General features: G+C 63.8%; 14 protein-coding genes and 2 tRNA genes. All 16 read right to left on the reverse strand.

Translation table 11 applies throughout. The features are described 5' to 3' along the window. Positions 1-15: 15 nt before the first annotated feature. The 16 genes from nusA to AC07WC_RS03865 all read right to left on the reverse strand — a co-directional run bounded on the left by nusA (position 16) and on the right by AC07WC_RS03865 (position 17,269). Complete coding sequence (gene nusA, locus AC07WC_RS03790) at positions 16-1,527, reverse strand: transcription termination factor NusA (protein WP_495208835.1); 1,512 nt, start codon at positions 1,525-1,527, stop codon at positions 16-18. Positions 1,528-1,531: 4 nt separating this feature from the next. After that, positions 1,532-2,122 carry a ribosome maturation factor RimP gene (rimP, locus tag AC07WC_RS03795; protein ID WP_495209102.1) on the reverse strand — a complete coding sequence of 197 codons (591 nt, stop codon included), beginning with the start codon at positions 2,120-2,122 and terminating at the stop codon, positions 1,532-1,534. Positions 2,123-2,737: 615 nt separating this feature from the next. After that, positions 2,738-2,814, reverse strand: a tRNA-Met gene (locus AC07WC_RS03800). 220 nt (positions 2,815-3,034) lie between these two features. Further along, positions 3,035-3,111 (reverse strand) — tRNA-Met (locus tag AC07WC_RS03805). A 121-nt stretch (positions 3,112-3,232) separates the two neighbouring features. Continuing rightward, complete coding sequence (nuoN, locus tag AC07WC_RS03810) at positions 3,233-4,693, reverse strand: NADH-quinone oxidoreductase subunit NuoN (protein ID WP_495208836.1); 1,461 nt, start codon at positions 4,691-4,693, stop codon at positions 3,233-3,235. Positions 4,694-4,729: 36 nt separating this feature from the next. Continuing rightward, a complete protein-coding gene (locus AC07WC_RS03815; protein ID WP_019182687.1) occupies positions 4,730-6,238 on the reverse strand; it encodes an NADH-quinone oxidoreductase subunit M in 1,509 nt (502 codons plus the stop codon). A 23-nt stretch (positions 6,239-6,261) separates the two neighbouring features. Next, a complete protein-coding gene (gene nuoL / locus AC07WC_RS03820) occupies positions 6,262-8,460 on the reverse strand; it encodes an NADH-quinone oxidoreductase subunit L (RefSeq protein WP_495208837.1) in 2,199 nt (732 codons plus the stop codon). 7 nt (positions 8,461-8,467) lie between these two features. After that, entirely contained in the window at positions 8,468-8,773 is a 306-nt protein-coding gene (gene nuoK, locus AC07WC_RS03825) for an NADH-quinone oxidoreductase subunit NuoK (RefSeq protein ID WP_019182685.1), read from the reverse strand. Next, positions 8,770-9,426 carry an NADH-quinone oxidoreductase subunit J gene (locus AC07WC_RS03830; protein WP_495208838.1) on the reverse strand — a complete coding sequence of 219 codons (657 nt, stop codon included), beginning with the start codon at positions 9,424-9,426 and terminating at the stop codon, positions 8,770-8,772. The genes nuoK and AC07WC_RS03830 overlap by 4 nt, the downstream gene beginning before the upstream one ends. 9 nt (positions 9,427-9,435) lie before the next feature. Further along, positions 9,436-9,924, reverse strand: a complete 489-nt coding sequence (gene nuoI / locus AC07WC_RS03835) for an NADH-quinone oxidoreductase subunit NuoI (RefSeq protein ID WP_017355930.1) — start codon at positions 9,922-9,924, stop codon at positions 9,436-9,438. A 3-nt stretch (positions 9,925-9,927) separates the two neighbouring features. Then, on the reverse strand, positions 9,928-11,019 hold the full coding sequence (nuoH, locus tag AC07WC_RS03840; protein ID WP_070470914.1) for an NADH-quinone oxidoreductase subunit NuoH: 1,092 nt from the start codon (positions 11,017-11,019) through the stop codon (positions 9,928-9,930). Further along, the gene (gene nuoG, locus AC07WC_RS03845; protein WP_495208839.1) at positions 11,016-13,250 is read right to left on the reverse strand and encodes an NADH-quinone oxidoreductase subunit NuoG; all 2,235 of its coding nucleotides are present in this window, start codon (positions 13,248-13,250) and stop codon (positions 11,016-11,018) included. Before nuoG ends, nuoH begins: the two co-directional genes overlap by 4 nt. Next, on the reverse strand, positions 13,247-14,587 hold the full coding sequence (gene nuoF, locus AC07WC_RS03850) for an NADH-quinone oxidoreductase subunit NuoF (RefSeq protein WP_088432520.1): 1,341 nt from the start codon (positions 14,585-14,587) through the stop codon (positions 13,247-13,249). Before nuoF ends, nuoG begins: the two co-directional genes overlap by 4 nt. Before the next feature lie 3 nt (positions 14,588-14,590). After that, positions 14,591-15,118 carry an NADH-quinone oxidoreductase subunit NuoE gene (gene nuoE, locus AC07WC_RS03855; protein WP_019182680.1) on the reverse strand — a complete coding sequence of 176 codons (528 nt, stop codon included), beginning with the start codon at positions 15,116-15,118 and terminating at the stop codon, positions 14,591-14,593. Between the two features lie 94 nt (positions 15,119-15,212). Then, positions 15,213-16,520 (reverse strand): NADH-quinone oxidoreductase subunit D, encoded by a 1,308-nt coding sequence (locus AC07WC_RS03860; RefSeq protein ID WP_495208840.1) that lies wholly within the window; start codon positions 16,518-16,520, stop codon positions 15,213-15,215. Next, complete coding sequence (locus tag AC07WC_RS03865; protein ID WP_495208841.1) at positions 16,517-17,269, reverse strand: NADH-quinone oxidoreductase subunit C; 753 nt, start codon at positions 17,267-17,269, stop codon at positions 16,517-16,519. The genes AC07WC_RS03860 and AC07WC_RS03865 overlap by 4 nt, the downstream gene beginning before the upstream one ends. Positions 17,270-17,275 lie beyond the last annotated feature (6 nt).

The raw sequence follows: 17,275 nt of genomic DNA on the forward strand, positions 1-17,275 counted from the left end.
CTGTTCATCGCTGGCTCATTCGCCGCGCTCCAGGCGGGCGATCTCCTCGGCTCGGGCGGCAAGGATCAGGGCGGCGGCGCGCTCCTGGTCCATGTCCTCGATGCCGAACTCGAGGATCTCGTCGGCGGCCAGGTCCGACAGGTCCTCACTGGTACGCACGCCGTGACCGGCCAGGGCGTAGGCAGTTGCCTCGTCCATGCCTTCCAGGGCGAGCAGGTCTTCCGACGGCGAGCCGTCTTCCAGACCTTCTTCCACCGCCAGCGCTTCGTTGAGCAGCGCATCGCGGGCACGGGCACGCAGCTCTTCGACGATGTCTTCGTCGAAGCCTTCCACGGCCAGCAGTTCGCCGACCGGGACGTAGGCGATTTCTTCCACGGTGTTGAAGCCTTCGGTCACCAGGATGGCGGCGATTTCTTCATCCACTTCCAGCTTGTCCATGAACAGCTGGCGGGCAACGCCCTGCTCTGCCTCGGACTTGGCGGTCACCTGGTCCTGGGTCATCACATTGAGCTGCCAACCGGTCAGGCGGCTGGCAAGACGGACGTTCTGGCCGCCCTTGCCGATCGCCTGGGCCAGGCGCTCTTCCGCCACGGCCAGGTCCATCGAGTGCTTTTCTTCATCCACGATGATCGACTGCACTTCCGCCGGCGCCATCGCATTGATGACGAAGTTGGCCGGGTTCTCGTTCCACAGCACGATATCCACGCGCTCGCCATTGAGCTCGTTGGACACGGCCTGCACGCGCGAACCGCGCATGCCGATGCAGGCACCGATCGGATCGGTACGCGAATCGTGGGCCAGCACGGCGATCTTGGCGCGGTCGCCCGGATCACGTGCGCAGGCCTTGATCTCGACCAGGCCCTGGCCGACTTCCGGCACTTCGAGCTTGAACAGTTCGATCATGAATTCCGGGGCGGCGCGGCTGATGAACAGCTGCGGGCCACGCGGTTCCGAACGGACTTCGGCCAGGTAACCGCGCACGCGGTCGCCAGCGCGCAGGACGTCGCGCGGAATGCCCTTGTCCTTCGGGATGAAGGCCTCGGCGTTGCCGCCCAGGTCCACATAGATGTTGCCGCGCTCGGCGCGCTTGACCACACCGGTGACCAGTTCGCCGACGCGATCCTTCCACGCATCGACCACCTGCTGACGCTCGGCCTCGCGCACGCGCTGGACGATCACCTGCTTGGCGGCCTGTGCGGCGATGCGGCCGAAGTCAGGGTTTTCGATCTGCTCTTCGATGAAATCGCCGACTTCCACGCCGTCGGCTTCCTCGATGGCGTCCATCAGACGGATCTGGCGGTCCGGGGACTCCATGACCACGTCATCGGCCACCACTTCCCAGCGGCGGAAGGTTTCGTAGTTGCCGTCCTTGTGGTCGATCGACACACGGGCCAGCACTTCTTCTTCCGGGTAACGCTTTTTGGCAGCCGAAGCCAACGCTGCCTCGATGGCATCGAAGATGACTTCGCGCGGGACGCCTTTTTCGTTGGCGACCGCATCCACTACCAGCAAAAGTTCCTTGCTCATTGGCTCACTCCGCGCGCGGCTTTTTGGCCGCCGGCTCGTTGGATGGTTTCTTGTTCGCCTTGCCACCCTGTTTGGGTGCCGGGCCAGTCGGTTTGGTCGGAGCCAGGCCGAGGGCGGCCCAGTCCGGCATGATGCGTGCCTTGTCGATGTTTTCGATGTCGGCGGTAAACGGGGCATTGTCGACCTTGAAGGTCACCGTGCCTTGTTCGATATCCACGGCAAGGATCTCGCCCTGCAGACGGCGGCGGCCGTCCTGCGGCAGCTTCAGCGTCACCTTGGCCGATTCGCCGATGGCGCGCTCGAACTGCTCGCCGGTGAACAGCGGGCGGTCCACGCCCGGCGAAGACACTTCCAGCGTGTAGTTCGCCGTGATCGGGTCTTCGACGTCCAGCTGGGCGGACACTTCGCGGCTGACGCGTTCGCAGTCGTCGATATTGACGATGCGTTCAGGCTGTTCGGCCAGCGGCACGTCGATGTACAGGCGCAGCGTGGCACCACCCGGGGCGGTCAGATATTCCACGCCCAGCAGCTCGAGACCCAGCGACTGAACGGTGGGGGCGAGCAGATTCGCGATTTCGGTTGCCTTGTCGCTCACAGTCGGCCTTGATTCGTTGAAAAGAAATACGGTCTGGTCCACGGCTTGGACCACCTTCCGGAAACAACAAAGGGCCCGTTGGGCCCCTGTCCGGTACAACTCCGGTCATGCTGGATTCCGGTGCAGATGCGCACGTGGTGCGTGTCTGCGAGCCCAGCGTTCCGGGGGTCACGGCGGCCTGGGTACAGGTTGCCGTTCCTGGAAGCCGGTCGCGGGGCCTATTCACGTCCATTGGGTGGATATGAGTAGACAGTCCGCTAAGCCACTGATGATAGCCGTTGCACCGGGCTGGTGCAATGGTTGGGGTGGCTTCCGGCGCCCCTATTCGGAAAGCTGAACAGCGAAGGCGGGCTGTTTAGGCGTTCGTCGAGGGCATCGGTGCAGGCAGGTCCGCGGCACGCGCCGTGAACCCGTCCATGGGAGCTCATGGGCGACATCGATGTCGCCCCAATGGTCCCGCCAACCTGCCCCCACCGCTGCCTGCACACTTGGCAGGTCAGTCATCGAGGTCAGGTGCAAAGGCACAGCAAAAGCCGGGCGATGCCATAACGAAAAAAGCGACCTCGTTGCCGAGATCGCCTTTTCGTCTACTGCATCTGCACTGCAGATTTTCTGTGGTAGCGGGGGCAGGATTTGAACCTGCGACCTTCGGGTTATGAGCCCGACGAGCTGCCAGACTGCTCCACCCCGCAGCAGAAGCGGAATTGTAAGGGAGTTTTCATTCCCATGCAACCCCGTGTTGAAACGAATGACCTCGCATCCAGCGAACGGCAGCCGGGGGACGGTTTCCACTCGTGCCCAGGAACGGCAGCCGACCAACGGTCGGCTCTACCGGGCCTGGAACGAAAAAAGCGACACCGTTTCCGGTATCGCTTGATTCGTCCACTGCCTCCGGTTTGCACCGGAGCTATATGGTAGCGGGGGCAGGATTTGAACCTGCGACCTTCGGGTTATGAGCCCGACGAGCTGCCAGACTGCTCCACCCCGCAGCAGAAGCGGATGAGTGCGGAAGGCCCGGGGGACTTCCTAGCAACGATGTTCTGGCGAAACCGCTGCATCAACAACTCAGGAGATGAATATTACACGAGTTGCGCACGTTTGTATCGTTTTTTACGAAATTTGTGCAAATGCCTGCTGGCACCACACCATGATCGGGTTCCACGCCACGCCCAGGGCCAGCAGCGCCAGGGCATTCACGCCCAGCACCACGCCCAGCACGCGGTCGTTGTTGGCCGGCAGCGGCTCACCCACCGGCTCATCGAAGTACATGACCTTGATGACGCGCAGGTAGTAGAAGCAGCCGATCACGGCGCAGATCACGCCGACCATGGCCAGCCACAGCATGTCGCCCTGGATCGCCGCGCCGAGGACGGCCAGCTTGGTCCAGAAGCCCAGGAACGGCGGAATGCCTGCCAGCGACGCCATGATGCACAGCACGAGGCCGGCCATCCACGGGTTGCGCGCATTGAGGCCTTTGAAGTCTTCGATCTTCTCGGCTTCAAAGCCGTTGCGCGACAGCGCGATGATCGCGCCGAACGCCGCGGTCGACATGATCGCGTAGCTCAGGGCGTAGAACAGCGCCGCCGAGTAGCCCCGCTCGCCACCACCGGCCAGGCCCATCAGCAGGAAGCCGATGTGCGAGACGGTCGAGAAGGCCAGCATGCGCTTGAGGTTGGTCTGCGCGATCGCCATCAGGTTGCCGATCACCAGCGACAGTGCGGCCAGCCCACCGATCAGGTACTTCCACTCGTCGGCCAGCGGGCCCACGCCCATTTCCAGCAGGCGGTAGGCCATGCCGAACGCCGCCAGCTTCGGGGCCGAGCTGATGAACAGCGCGACCGGTGCCGGGGCACCCTGGTACACGTCGGGCAGCCACATGTGGAACGGCGCCGCACCCAGCTTGAAGGCCACGCCGGCGATCATGAACACCGCGCCGGTCAGCAGCAGCATCTTCTCTTCGGTATGCGGGATGGCGGCGTTGATGGCATCCAGGTGCAGCGAGCCGGTGGCGCCGTAGATCAGCGACATGCCGTACAGCAGCAGGCCCGAGGCCAGCGAACCGAGCACGATGTACTTCATCGCCGCTTCCGAGGCCAGGCCGTTTTCACGGTTGCTGGCGACCAGCGCGTAGGAGCACAGCGCCAGCAGTTCCAGGCCCAGGTAGACCATCAGCAGGCTGCCGGCCGAGACCAGGATCATCATGCCCGCGGTGGCGAACAGGATCAGCACCGGGATCTCGCCCTGGTAGAGCTTGCGCTCGCGCAGGTAGCTCCAGCCGTAGATCAGGGTCAGCCCGCTGCACAGCACGATCACGGTCTTCATCACGTCGGCCGCGTTGTCGCGGACGAACATGCCGTGGAAGACCTCGCCCTGCCCGCCCACTCCGGTGGCGAGCATGAAGAACACGACCGCCAGCGCAGCGATCGAGAACAGGTGGGTCCAGATCTTGTTCTTCTCACTGATGAAAAGATCAAGCATCAACAGGGCGAACGCACTGCCGACCAGCACCAGCTCGGGAGCGAGCGGCGGGAGGTCTGCGGCGGTCAGTGGCAACAGCGGCGAGGTGGTCATCATCAAATCCTGGAATCAATACTCTCGACGGCCCGATTACAGCAGCTTGCTGGATGCGATCTGCATCGCCAGCTTCGCGATCGAGGGCTCCATCAGGTCGGTCAGCGGCTTGGGGTACAGGCCCAGGGCAAGGGTGCCCACGGCGAATACACCCAACACCAGCCACTCGCGACCGTTGATGTCCTTCAGTTCGGCGACATGGGCGTTGGCCACTTCACCGAAGAACACGCGCTTGTACAGCCACAGCGTATACGCCGCGGTGATCACCAGGGTGCTCGCCGCGCCGAGTGCCAGCCACGGATTGCGCTGGAAGCTGGCCATGATGATCATGAATTCACCGACGAACCCGCTGGTACCCGGCAGGCCCGCATTGGCCATGAAGAACAGCATGGCAAAAGTGGCGAACCAGGGCATCACGTTGACCACGCCGCCGTAATCGGCGATGCGGCGGCTGTGCATGCGGTCGTACAGCACGCCGACGCAGGAGAACATCGCGCCGGACACGAAACCGTGCGACACCATCTGCACCATCGCGCCCTGCAGGCCCAGGCGGGCCGCGTCCGGGTTGCCGGCGTCACGCACCAACCACATCGCGATGAAGGTACCCAGGGTCACGAAGCCCATGTGCGCGATCGACGAATAGGCGATCAGCTTCTTCATGTCGTCCTGCACCAGGGCGACCAGGCCGACGTAGATCACCGCCACCAGCGACAGCGCGATCACCAGCCAGGCCCACTCATGCGAGGCATCCGGCACGATCGGCAGGTTGAAGCGCAGGAAGCCGTAGCCACCGATCTTCAGGGCGATGGCGGCCAGGATCACCGAACCGGCGGTCGGCGCTTCCACGTGGGCGTCCGGCAGCCAGGTGTGGACCGGGAACATCGGCACCTTGACCGCGAAGGCGATCAGGAAGGCGAAGAAGATCCAGGTCTGTTCCTTGCCCGACAGCTGCAGCTGGTACAGGTCGGCCAGCTGGAAGCTGCCGCCCTTCAGGTACAGGTAGATCAGGGCCACCAGCATCAGCACCGAGCCGAGGAAGGTGTACAGGAAGAACTTCAGCGCGGCGTAGATGCGGCGCGGGCCGCCCCAGACACCGATGATCAGGAACATCGGGATCAGCATCGCTTCGAAGAACACGTAGAACAGCATCGCGTCCGTCGCCGAGAAGATACCGACGGTGACGCCTTCCAGGATCAGGAAGGCGGCCACGTACTGGTTCACGCGCTTGTCGATCGCGCTCCAGGCACCGATCAGGGCCAGCACCGAGACCAGCGTGGTCAGCAGGATCAGCGCGATCGCGATGCCGTCGACGCCGAGGTTGTAGCCGATGTCGTAGGCGGGGATCCAGGCGCGGGTCTCGACGAACTGCAGCGCGTCGATTCCCGTGTCATAGCCGCTGAGCAGCGACAGGCTGGCCACGAAGGTCAGCACCGCCACACCCAGGGACGCCCACCGGGCGGTCTGGGCATCACGGATGGCAAGGATCAATGCACCGCCGATGATCGGCAGCCAGATGAGAACACTAAGTAGGGGCCAGTTCGACACGTCTTCTTATTCCGTACAGGTCATCAACGCAGGTAATGCATCAGGACACCCAGAAGGGCAATCAGGCCGATGATCATCGCGAAGGCGTAGTGATAGAGGAAACCGGATTGGGTGCGACGCAGCAGGTTGGCCGCCAGATCGATCAGGCGCGCCGAACCGTTGACCACCACACCATCGACCACGTTCGTGTCGATCGCGCGCGAAACCTTGCCGAGCTTGATACCGCCGCCGGCGAAACCGCCGATCCAGAGCTTGTCGAAGCCGTACTTGTTCTCCAGCACCGACACGATCGGCGCGAAGGTCTTGCGGGCCTTGCCGGCCAGTTCCGGCTTCCACAGGTAGAACAGCGCGGCAAGCAGGAAGCCGACCACCGTCAGGATGAAGGCCGGGGCCATCATGCCGTGGATCGCGAAGGCGACCGGACCGTGGAACTCTTCGGCCAGCGCACCGATGGTGTTGCGCGCCGGGTCGTAGAAATCAACGATGCCGGTGAAGAACGAGTGCACCTGGCCCGGGATGGCGGCGTCGGCATGGTGGCCGGCCCAGTCGGTGCCGTACAGCATCGGACCGATGCTGAAGAAACCGATGACCATCGAGGGGATCGCCAGCAGGATCAGCGGCAGCGTCACCACCCACGGGGTTTCATGCGGCTCATGCACGCCATGGCCGTGGCCGTGGCCATGATCGTCATGATGCGCGTCGCCGTGGTGGGCGTCGGCCGCATGCGCGTCGGCGGCGTGGTGATCGTCATGACCATGGCCATGATCGTCATGCGCGTCGCGGAAGCGTTCCTTGCCATGGAAGGTCAGGAACAGCAGGCGGAAGCTGTAGAAGCTGGTCACGACCACGCCACCCAGCACCGCCCAGTACCCGTAGGTCGCCACCCAGCTCGAGGACACATGCGCGTGATGCTGCGCGGCCTCGATGATGGTGTCCTTGGAGTAGAAGCCGGAGAAGAACGGGGTACCGACCAGGGCCAGCGTACCGATCCACATGGTGATGAAGGTGATCGGCATGTACTTGCGCAGGCCGCCCATCTTGCGCATGTCCTGCTCGTGGTGCATGGCGATGATCACCGAGCCCGCGCCGAGGAACAGCAGCGCCTTGAAGAAGGCGTGGGTCATCAGGTGGAACACGGCGGCCGAGTAGGCCGACACACCCAGGGCGACGGTCATGTAGCCCAGCTGGGACAGCGTGGAGTACGCGACGACGCGCTTGATGTCGTTCTGCACGATGCCGATCAGGCCGGTGAAGAACGCGGTGGTGGCACCGATGAACAGCACGAAGTTCAGCGCGGTCTGCGACAGCTCGAACAACGGCGACATGCGGGTGACCATGAAGATGCCCGCGGTGACCATGGTCGCGGCGTGGATCAGGGCCGAGATCGGGGTCGGGCCTTCCATCGAGTCCGGCAGCCAGACGTGCAGCGGCACCTGGGCCGACTTGCCCATCGCACCGATGAACAGGCAGATGCAGATCACGGTCGCGACCGACCAGATCACCGGCTCGCTCATCACCGGAATGGAGGTGCCGAACAGGTTGATCGTGCCCGACCAGATCTGGATCAGCGCATCCGGGTGGCCCAGCACCTGGGCGTTGGCGAACACGGTGGCGTAATCCAGGGTGCCGAATACCCACAACACGCCGGCGATGCCGAGGATGAAGCCGAAGTCACCGACACGGTTGACCAGGAAGGCCTTCATGTTGGCGAAGATGGCGGTCGGCCGCTTGAACCAGAAGCCGATCAGCAGGTACGAGACAAGGCCCACCGCTTCCCAGCCGAAGAACAGCTGCAGGAAGTTGTTGCTCATCACCAGGGTGAGCATCGAGAAGGTGAACAGCGAGATGTAGCTGAAGAACCGCTGGTAGCCCGGGTCGTCCTGCATGTAGCCGATGGTGTACACGTGCACCAGGAAGGACACAAAGGTCACCACGACCATCATCATCGCGGTGAGCTTGTCGACCATGAAGCCGACGTGCGCCGAGTACTGGCCCACTTCGAAGAACGTATAGATGTTCTGGTTGAACGGCTGGGCGCCGCCCCACAGCAGCATGTACAGCACGTAGCTGGACAGCACGCAGCTGACCGCCACGCCGAGGATGGTGACCGCCTGCGCGCCAGCGCGACCGACCTGACGACCGAACAGGCCGGCGATGATGCTGCCGAACAGCGGTGCAAGCACCACTGCGATCAACAGACTCTTGGAGAGAGTGATTTCCATCTACGGATCAGCCCTTCAGCGAATCGACTTCGCCGACATTGATGGTGCGGCGAGTACGGAACAGGGTTACCAGGATCGCGAGGCCGATGGCGGCCTCGGCCGCGGCCACGGTCAGGATGAAGAAGACGAACAGCTGTCCGGCCGTATCACCCATCTCACGCGAGAACCCGACGAAATTGATGTTGACCGACAGCAGCATCAACTCGATGGACATCAGCAGCACGATGATGTTCTTGCGGTTGAGGAAGATGCCGGCAAGGCTGATGCAGAACAGCACCGCGCCGAGCGCCAGAATGTGGCCAAGCGTGATCATGGCTGCGCCTCCTCGTTGCTGGACGGCTTGATGTTGGTGTGCACGACCGGCTTCTCCGCATCCATCTTGACCACGCGCAGGCGGTCGCTGCCCTTGACCATGGTCTGCTCGGACGGGTTCTGGGTCTTCAGGCCGGTGCGGCGACGCAGGGTCAGCATCACGGCGGCAACCACGGCCACGGTCAGGATGACGGCGGCGAACTCGAACGGCAGCAGGTATTCGGTGAACAGGCTGCGGGCCAGCCAGGTGATGTTGGAGGTGTCGGCAGCCAGCGCGGCAGCGTTGTCGGCCGGGAACGGATTGACCGCCCTGCCCTTCACGCCGATCAGCACCAGCATCTGCACCAGCATCGTCACCGCCACCATCAGGCCGAGCGGCAGGTAACGCACCCAGCCCTCACGCAGGTTGGAGGGATCGATGTCCAGCATCATCACCACGAACAGGAACAGCACCATGACCGCGCCGACGTAGACCAGCACCAGCGCCACGCCCAGGAACTCGGCGCCGACCAGGATCCAGATGCAGGCCACGGAGAAGAAGGTCAGGATCAGGCACAACACGGCATAGACCGGATTGCGCACGCTGATCACCGCCGCAGCGGAGATGCCCGCCACGATGGAGAAGACCCAGAAACTGATATTTACCCAATCCATCATTCGACCTCAGCGGAAAGCGGCATCGGCGGCGCGACGCTCGGCGATCTCGGCTTCAAGCCGATCACCGATGGCCAGCAGCTGCGGCTTGGTAACGATGTTCTCGCCACGGTTCTCGAAGTGGTACTCGAGAATGTGGGTCTCGACGATCGAGTCCACCGGGCAGCTTTCTTCACAGAAGCCGCAGAAGATGCACTTGAACAGATCGATGTCGTAACGGGTGGTACGGCGGGTGCCGTCCTCGCGCTTGGCCGAATCGATGGTGATCGCCAGCGCCGGGCACACCGCTTCGCACAATTTGCATGCGATGCAGCGTTCCTCGCCGTTGGGGTAGCGGCGAAGCGCATGCAGGCCACGGAAGCGCGGCGACTGCGGGAACTTCTCCATCGGGTACATCAGCGTGTACTTGGGCTTGAAGGCGTACTTCAGGGTCAGCCACAGACCACCGAGCAGCTCAAGGAGCAGCAGGCTTTTGAAGTAATGGGTAATTCGGTTCATCGCTTAGACGCCCTTCTGGATCACGCCGTAAAACACCATCAACGCCGTCACTGCAATCCAGAAGATGGTGAGCGGGATGAAGACCTTCCAGCCCAGACGCATGATCTGGTCGTAACGGAAGCGCGGGAAGCTGGCACGGAACCAGATGTAGGAGCTGGCGAAGAAGAACACCTTCAGCAGCAGCCACGGCCAGCCGCCCTTCCAGATCCAGTCGATCCACGGCGAGATGTCTGCCGTGATCCAACCCTGGAGCGGGCTCAGCCAACCACCGAGGAAGAAGATCGAGATCAGGAAGCTGATCAGGATCATGTTGGCGTATTCGGCCAGGAAGAACAGCGCGAACGCACCACCGGAGTATTCGACCATGTGGCCGGCCACGATTTCCGACTCACCTTCCACGACGTCGAACGGCGCGCGGTTGGTTTCGGCGACGCCGGACACCCAGTACACGATGAACAGCGGGAACAGCGGCAGCAGGAACCAGTCGAACAGACCGGAGTTGCCCGCCTGCGCCATCACGATGTTGCTCAGGTTGAGGCTGCCCGATGCGATCATCACGCCGACCAGGGCAAAGCCCATCGCGATTTCGTAGCTGATCATCTGCGCCGAGGCGCGCATGGCACCCAGGAACGCGTACTTCGAGTTGGAGGCCCAACCGGCCAGGATGATGCCGTACACACCCAGCGAGGTCATCGCCAGCAGGTACAGCAGGCCGGCGTTGGCGTTGGAGAGCACGATCCGGGCGTCGAAGGGAATCACCGACCAGGCCGCGAATGCCGGGCCCAGCGTGATCAGCGGCGCCAGGATGAACATCGCCTTGTGCGAGCTGCTCGGCTGGATGATTTCCTTGAACAGCAGTTTGAAGACGTCGGCGAAGGCCTGGAAGATGCCCATGCCGACATACATCGGGCCATGGCGCACGTGCATCCAGCCGATCAGCTTGCGCTCCCAGACCACGTAGAAGGCCACCGAGATGATCACCGGCATGGCGATCACCAGGATCTTCAGGATGATCCAGAGCAGCGCGCCGATGTCGCCCAGTGACAGCAGCCACTGGTGCAGCGGGTCGACCGCGTTCAACAGCAATTCGTTCATGCAGCCACCACCGTTACGCGTGCGGCACCCAGCGGTGCGGTTGCACCGTGGCCCGATTCAATCCAGACCGACCCAGCGGCAACGCGGGCGTCGACCACCACCGGCAAGGTGGCACGGCCGGCATCGGTACCGACCTTGGCCATCTGGCCTTCCACCAACTGCAGACGGGCTGCGTCGTCGGCGTTGAGCACGATGCGCGGGGCGTTGTTGAGCGGATGCGACTGCAGCGCCTGGGCACGACGGACCACCGCATCGGTGCGGTAGATCCCGGCGGTCGAGGTCACTTCCAGGCCCTCGCCCGCCACCGGCGTGGCCGCCGAAGACGAGACGCTGACGCTGACCGGGGCCAGACTGGCGCGCAGGCCGGCCAGGTCGGTGAACTCGAAACCGGCCAGCGACAGTTCGCCGCCCAGTGCACGCAGCACGCGCCAGCCTTCACGCGCCTCGCCCGGCAGCTTGCCGCCGGCACGCGCCGACTGCTCGCGACCATCGAGGTTGGTCAGGGTGGCATCCACTTCCGGCAGTGCGCCGATCGGCAGGATCACGTCGGCCACATCGCGGGTCGAGGCACAGGCGAACTGGCTGAAGGCCACCACCTGGGCGCCGGCCAGTGCCTTGCGGGCAGCAGCGGCGTCGGCGAAGTCCAGGCCCGGCTCGATGCCATACAGGGCATAGGCCTTGCGCGGCTGGGCGAGCATGGCGTTGACGTCCTTGCCGGCCGGCAGCACGCCGGCGCGGGTCAGGCCCACGGCATTGGCGCCCTGCGGGATGCGGCACAGCTTGGCACCGGTCGCCGCGGCGAAATCACGCGCGGCAGCGCGGATCGCGGCAGCCTGCGGGTGGTTTTCGGCGATGCCACCGACGATCAGCACGGCGTTGTTGGCGCCCTTGACCGCGTCGCGCAGCTCGGCGTTGCCCAGTGCGTCGATGAAGGCCGAGGGGGCGACGATCTGCTTGCTGGCGAGCTTGAACGCGAAATCGAAGTCCACCGGGTTGACGGCATGGATCTTCGCGTTGCGCGTGGTCTGCGCCTTGCGCAGGCGGGCATGCAGCAGCGGCAGCTCGTGGCGGATGTTGCTGCCGAGCACGACGATGCTGTCCGCGCCTTCGATCTCCGCCAGCGGCAGGCCGAACACTTCGGCGGTGGCGGCGTCGGAGAAGTCGCGGTTGTTGATGCGGTGATCGATGTTGGTGGTGCCCAGGCCGGTGGCGAGACGGGCCAGCAGCGCGCCCTCCTCGTTCGAGGCCGACGGGTGGACCAGCACGCCGAGGTCGTCGCCCTGGTTCGCGGCAAAGATTTCCTTGGCGGCGGCCAGGCCTTCGGCCCAGCTCACTTCCTTCCACTCGCCATTGACCTTGCGCAGCGGCTTGACCGCACGGTCATCGCTGTACAGGCCCTGGTGCGAATAGCGGTCGCGATCGGACAGCCAGCATTCGTTGACGGCTTCGTTGTCGCGCGGCACCGCGCGTAGCACTTCGCCGCGACGCACGTGCAGGAACAGGTTCGAGCCCATCGCGTCGTGGTAACCCAGCGACTCGCGTGCGGTTAGTTCCCACGGACGGGCGCGGAACTGGAACACCTTGTTGGTCAGCGCGCCGACCGGGCAGACGTCGACGACGTTGCCGGACAGCTCGGTGGTCAGCGGCTTGCCGTCGTAGGTGCCGATCTGCAGGTTTTCACCGCGGTACATGCCACCCAGCTCGTAGGTACCGGCAACGTCGGCGGTGAAGCGGACGCAGCGGGTGCACTGGATGCAGCGGGTCATTTCGGTGGCGACCAGCGGACCGATGTCCTCGTCGGGCACCACGCGCTTGCGCTCGTTGAAGCGACTGACCGAACGGCCATAGCCCAGCGAAACGTCCTGCAGCTCGCACTCGCCGCCCTGATCGCAGATCGGGCAGTCCAGCGGATGGTTGATCAGCAGGAATTCCATCACCGAGCGCTGGAACTTCAGCGCCTTTTCACTGCGGGTGGCGACCTTCATGCCATCCATGACCGGCGTGGCGCAGGCCGGTGCCGGCTTGGGCGACTTTTCCACGTCGACCAGGCACATGCGGCAGTTGGCGGCGATCGGCAGCTTCTCGTGGTAGCAGAAGCGCGGGATCGGAATGCCGGCCTTGTCGGCGGCCTGGATGATCATCGAGCCCTTGGGCACGACCAGGGACTGGCCGTCGATTTCGACGGTCACATGATCCGGTGGCACGCTCGGGTTTACGGGTTGCGCGCTCATGCGGCGGCTGCCTCCACCTTCTTGCCGTCAACCATCGAATGACCGTTGACGATGTAGTACTCGAATTCGTCCCAGAACTGGCGCAGGAAACCCTGGATGGGCCATGCCGCCGCTTCACCGAACGCACAGATGGTGTGGCCTTCGATCTGGCCGGCCACCGTCTTCAACTGATGCAGGTCTTCCATCGTGGCCTTGCCGGCGACGATGCGCTCCAGCACGCGGTGCATCCAGCCGGTGCCTTCACGGCACGGGGTGCACTGCCCACAGGATTCCTTGTGGAAGAACTGCGAGATGCGGCAGGCGAACTTGACGCAGCAGACGCTGTCATCCAGCACCACGATGGCACCCGACCCCAGACCGGTGCCCAGGGCACGCAGGGTGTCGTAGTCCATCTGCAGGCCCTTGAGCTCATCGGCCTTCAGCACCGGCATCGAGACGCCGCCCGGGACCGCGCCCTTGAGCGTGCGGCCCGGCTTCAGGCCACCGGCCATTTCCAGCAGGTCGTCGAAGGTGGTGCCCAGCGGCACTTCGAAGTTGCCGCCCTTCTGCACGCAACCGGAGACCGAGAAGATCTTCGGGCCGCCGTTCTTGGTCAGGCTCAGGCCCTGGAACCACTCCGGACCGTTGCGGATGATCGCCGGCACCGAGGCATAGGTCTCGGTGTTGTTGATCGTCGACGGCTTGCCGTACAGGCCGAAGTTGGCCGGGAACGGCGGCTTGTAGCGCGGCTGGCCCTTCTTGCCTTCCAGCGATTCCATCAGCGCGGTTTCTTCGCCGCAGATGTAGGCGCCGGCGCCCAGCGCGCCGTAGATGTCGATGTCCACGCCGCTGCCAAGGATGTCCTTGCCCAGCCAGCCGTTCGCGTACGCGTCGGCCAGGGCCTGCTCGAAGTTCTCGAACGGCTCGTGGTGGAACTCGCCACGCAGGTAGTTGTAGCCCACGGTCGAGCCGGTGGCGTAGCAGGCGATCGCCATGCCCTCCACCACCGAATGCGGGTTGTAACGCAGGATGTCGCGGTCCTTGCAGGTCCCCGGCTCGGATTCATCCGAGTTGCACAGGATGTACTTCTGCATGGTGCCCTTGGGCATGAAGGACCACTTCAGGCCGGTCGGGAAGCCTGCGCCGCCACGGCCGCGCAGGTTGGACTGCTTGACCATCTCGATGACCTGCTCCGGCGAGATCTTCTCTTCGAGGATCTTGCGCAGGGCGGCGTAACCACCGGTCTTGAGGTAGTTTTCATACGACCACGGAGTGTCGTAATGCAGCGTGGTGTAGACCACCTGGTGCGGCAACGGTGCGGGACCGACCGGACCACTGGGTGCGTGATGATGTGCCATGTCTTACTCCAACCCGTCCAGCAGCTCGTCGACTTTCTCGACGGTCAGGCGCTCGTGGTAATGGCCATTGATGACCATCATCGGCGCACCGGCGCAACCGGCCAGGCATTCTTCTTCGCGCTTGAGGTAGATGCGGCCATCGGCGGTGGACTGACCGGTCTTGCAGCCGAGCTTTTTCTCGGCGTGCGCGACCAGATCTTCGGCACCGTTCAACCAGCAGCTGATGTTGGTGCAGAAGGCGACGTTGTGGCGGCCGACCTTCTCCAGTTCGAACATCGAGTAGAAGCTGGCGACCTCGTAGGCCCACACCGGCGGCAGGTCCAGGTACTTGGCGACGCCGGCGATCAGCTCGTCGGTCAGCCAGCCCGCATTCTGTTCCTGTGCGGCGTGCAGGCCCTGCAGGACAGCCGAGCGCTTGCGATCCGGCGGGAACTTGGCCAGCCAGTGATCGATGTGCGCACGGGTCTTGTCACTCAAGACCACCATCGGGTCGACGTCGCGCGCCGCCTCGAAATTACCTGTCGCCTTCATCGGCCGACCTCAGCGAATACGAAATCGTTAAAAACCAGAACCTGCAGCGCCGGCAGCAGCCGGCGGGTGTCAGGCATCGTGCAGGCGGATGCGATCACCGGTCCACCTCACCGAACACCAGATCGTAGGTGCCGATCATGGCCACCACGTCGGCGAGCATGTGCCCGCGCACGACCGAGTCGATCGAGGACAGATGGGCGAAGCCCGGCGCGCGCAGGTGCACGCGGAACGGCTTGTTGGCACCATCGGACATCAGGTAGCAGCCGAACTCGCCCTTGGGCGCTTCGACGGCGGCGTAGGTTTCGCCGGCCGGGACGCAGTAGCCTTCACTGAACAGCTTGAAGTGATGGATCAGCGCTTCCATGTCGTCCTTCATGTCTTCGCGGCTGGGCGGCGCGACCTTGAAGTTCTTGACCATGACCGGACCCGGGTTGGCCTTCAGCCAGGCGACGCACTGCTTGATGATGCGGTTGGATTCGCGCATCTCGGCCACGCGGCACAGGTAACGGTCGTAGCAGTCACCTTCCTTGCCGAGCGGGATGTCGAACTCGACCGCGTCGTACTTGGCATACGGCTGCTTCTTGCGCAGATCCCAGGCAATGCCCGAGCCACGCAGCATCACGCCGGTCATGCCCCACGCATGGGCCAGTTCCGGGGTGACCACGCCGATGCCGACCGTACGCTGCTTCCAGATACGGTTGTCGGTCAGCAGGGTTTCGTACTCGTCGACGCGCTTGGGGAACTCGACGGTGAAGTTCTCCAGGAAGTCCAGCAGCGAACCTTCGCGCGAGGCGTTGAGGTTCTTCAGGGCCTTGCCCTTGTGCCAGCGCGATTCCTTGTACTTGGGCATGTGGTCCGGCAGGTCGCGGTAGACGCCGCCCGGACGGTAGTACGCCGCGTGCATGCGCGCACCGGAGACCGCTTCGTAGCAGTCCATCAGCTCTTCGCGTTCGCGGAAGGCGTACAGCATGACCGCCATCGCGCCCAGATCGAGCGCGTTGGAACCCAGCCACATCAGGTGGTTCAGGATGCGGGTGATTTCGTCGAACATGGTGCGGATGTACTGCGCACGCTCCGGCGCCTCGATCCCCATCAGGGTCTCGATCGCGCGGACGTAGGCGTGCTCGTTGCACATCATCGACACGTAATCCAGGCGATCCATGTAGCCGATCGACTGGTTGAAGGGCTTGGACTCGGCCAGCTTTTCGGTACCACGGTGCAGCAGGCCCACGTGGGGGTCGGCACGCATGATGGTTTCGCCGTCCATTTCCAGGATCAGGCGCAGCACGCCGTGCGCGGCCGGATGCTGCGGGCCGAAGTTCATCGTGTAATTGCGGATTTCCTGGCGCAGTTCGGCCGGGTTGCTCGCAAAGGCCTGGCTGGCCTGGGTGAATTCACTCACTTGCTTGCCTCCGACTGCGCGGATTCACCGGCAGCGGTCTGGAAACGGGCGTCGTCACGGATCACGCGCGGCACGCCGACACGCGGTTCGACCGAGGTCACCGGTTCATAGATGACGCGCTGTTTTTCTTCGTCGTAGCGCACTTCGACGTTGCCGATCAGCGGGAAATCCTTGCGGAACGGATGGCCGACGAAGCCATAGTCGGTCAGGATCCGGCGCAGGTCCGGGTGACCTTCGAAGATCACGCCGAACAGATCGAACGCTTCGCGCTCGAACCAGTTCAGGCCCGGCCAGATATTGGTCAGCGAGGCGACCACCGGCAGTTCCTCGTTCGGCGCAAAGCAGCGGATGCGCATCGTGAGGTTGTGCTGGTAGGAACGCAGCTGGGCGACCACGGCGAAACGCTGCAGCGGGACCGGCTGCGGCTGGGCGCCATCGCTGGTTTCGCGGGTGGGGAATTCACCCCAGGCGAAACGACCGACGGACTTGCCCTCGACGCCACGGCTGAAACCCTGGGACGACACGTCGGCCGTATCCCATTCGTCGCTGCCGTAGCCGAGATAATCCAGGCCGCACAGGTCAACCGCCTGCTCGACACCGAATTCGTCGCGCAGCGCCAGAGCGGTGGCATGCCAGTCAGCGGCGGGCACTTCCAGCGTCACTTCGCCGCGGGGTTCGACCACGAAGACCTGCGCACCTGCGAAACGTGCGGAAAGTCGGTCGATGAAGGAATGTGCTTGCTCTGCCATGGGGGC

This window comes from Stenotrophomonas sp. GW821-FHT01H02A (genome assembly GCF_059422145.1).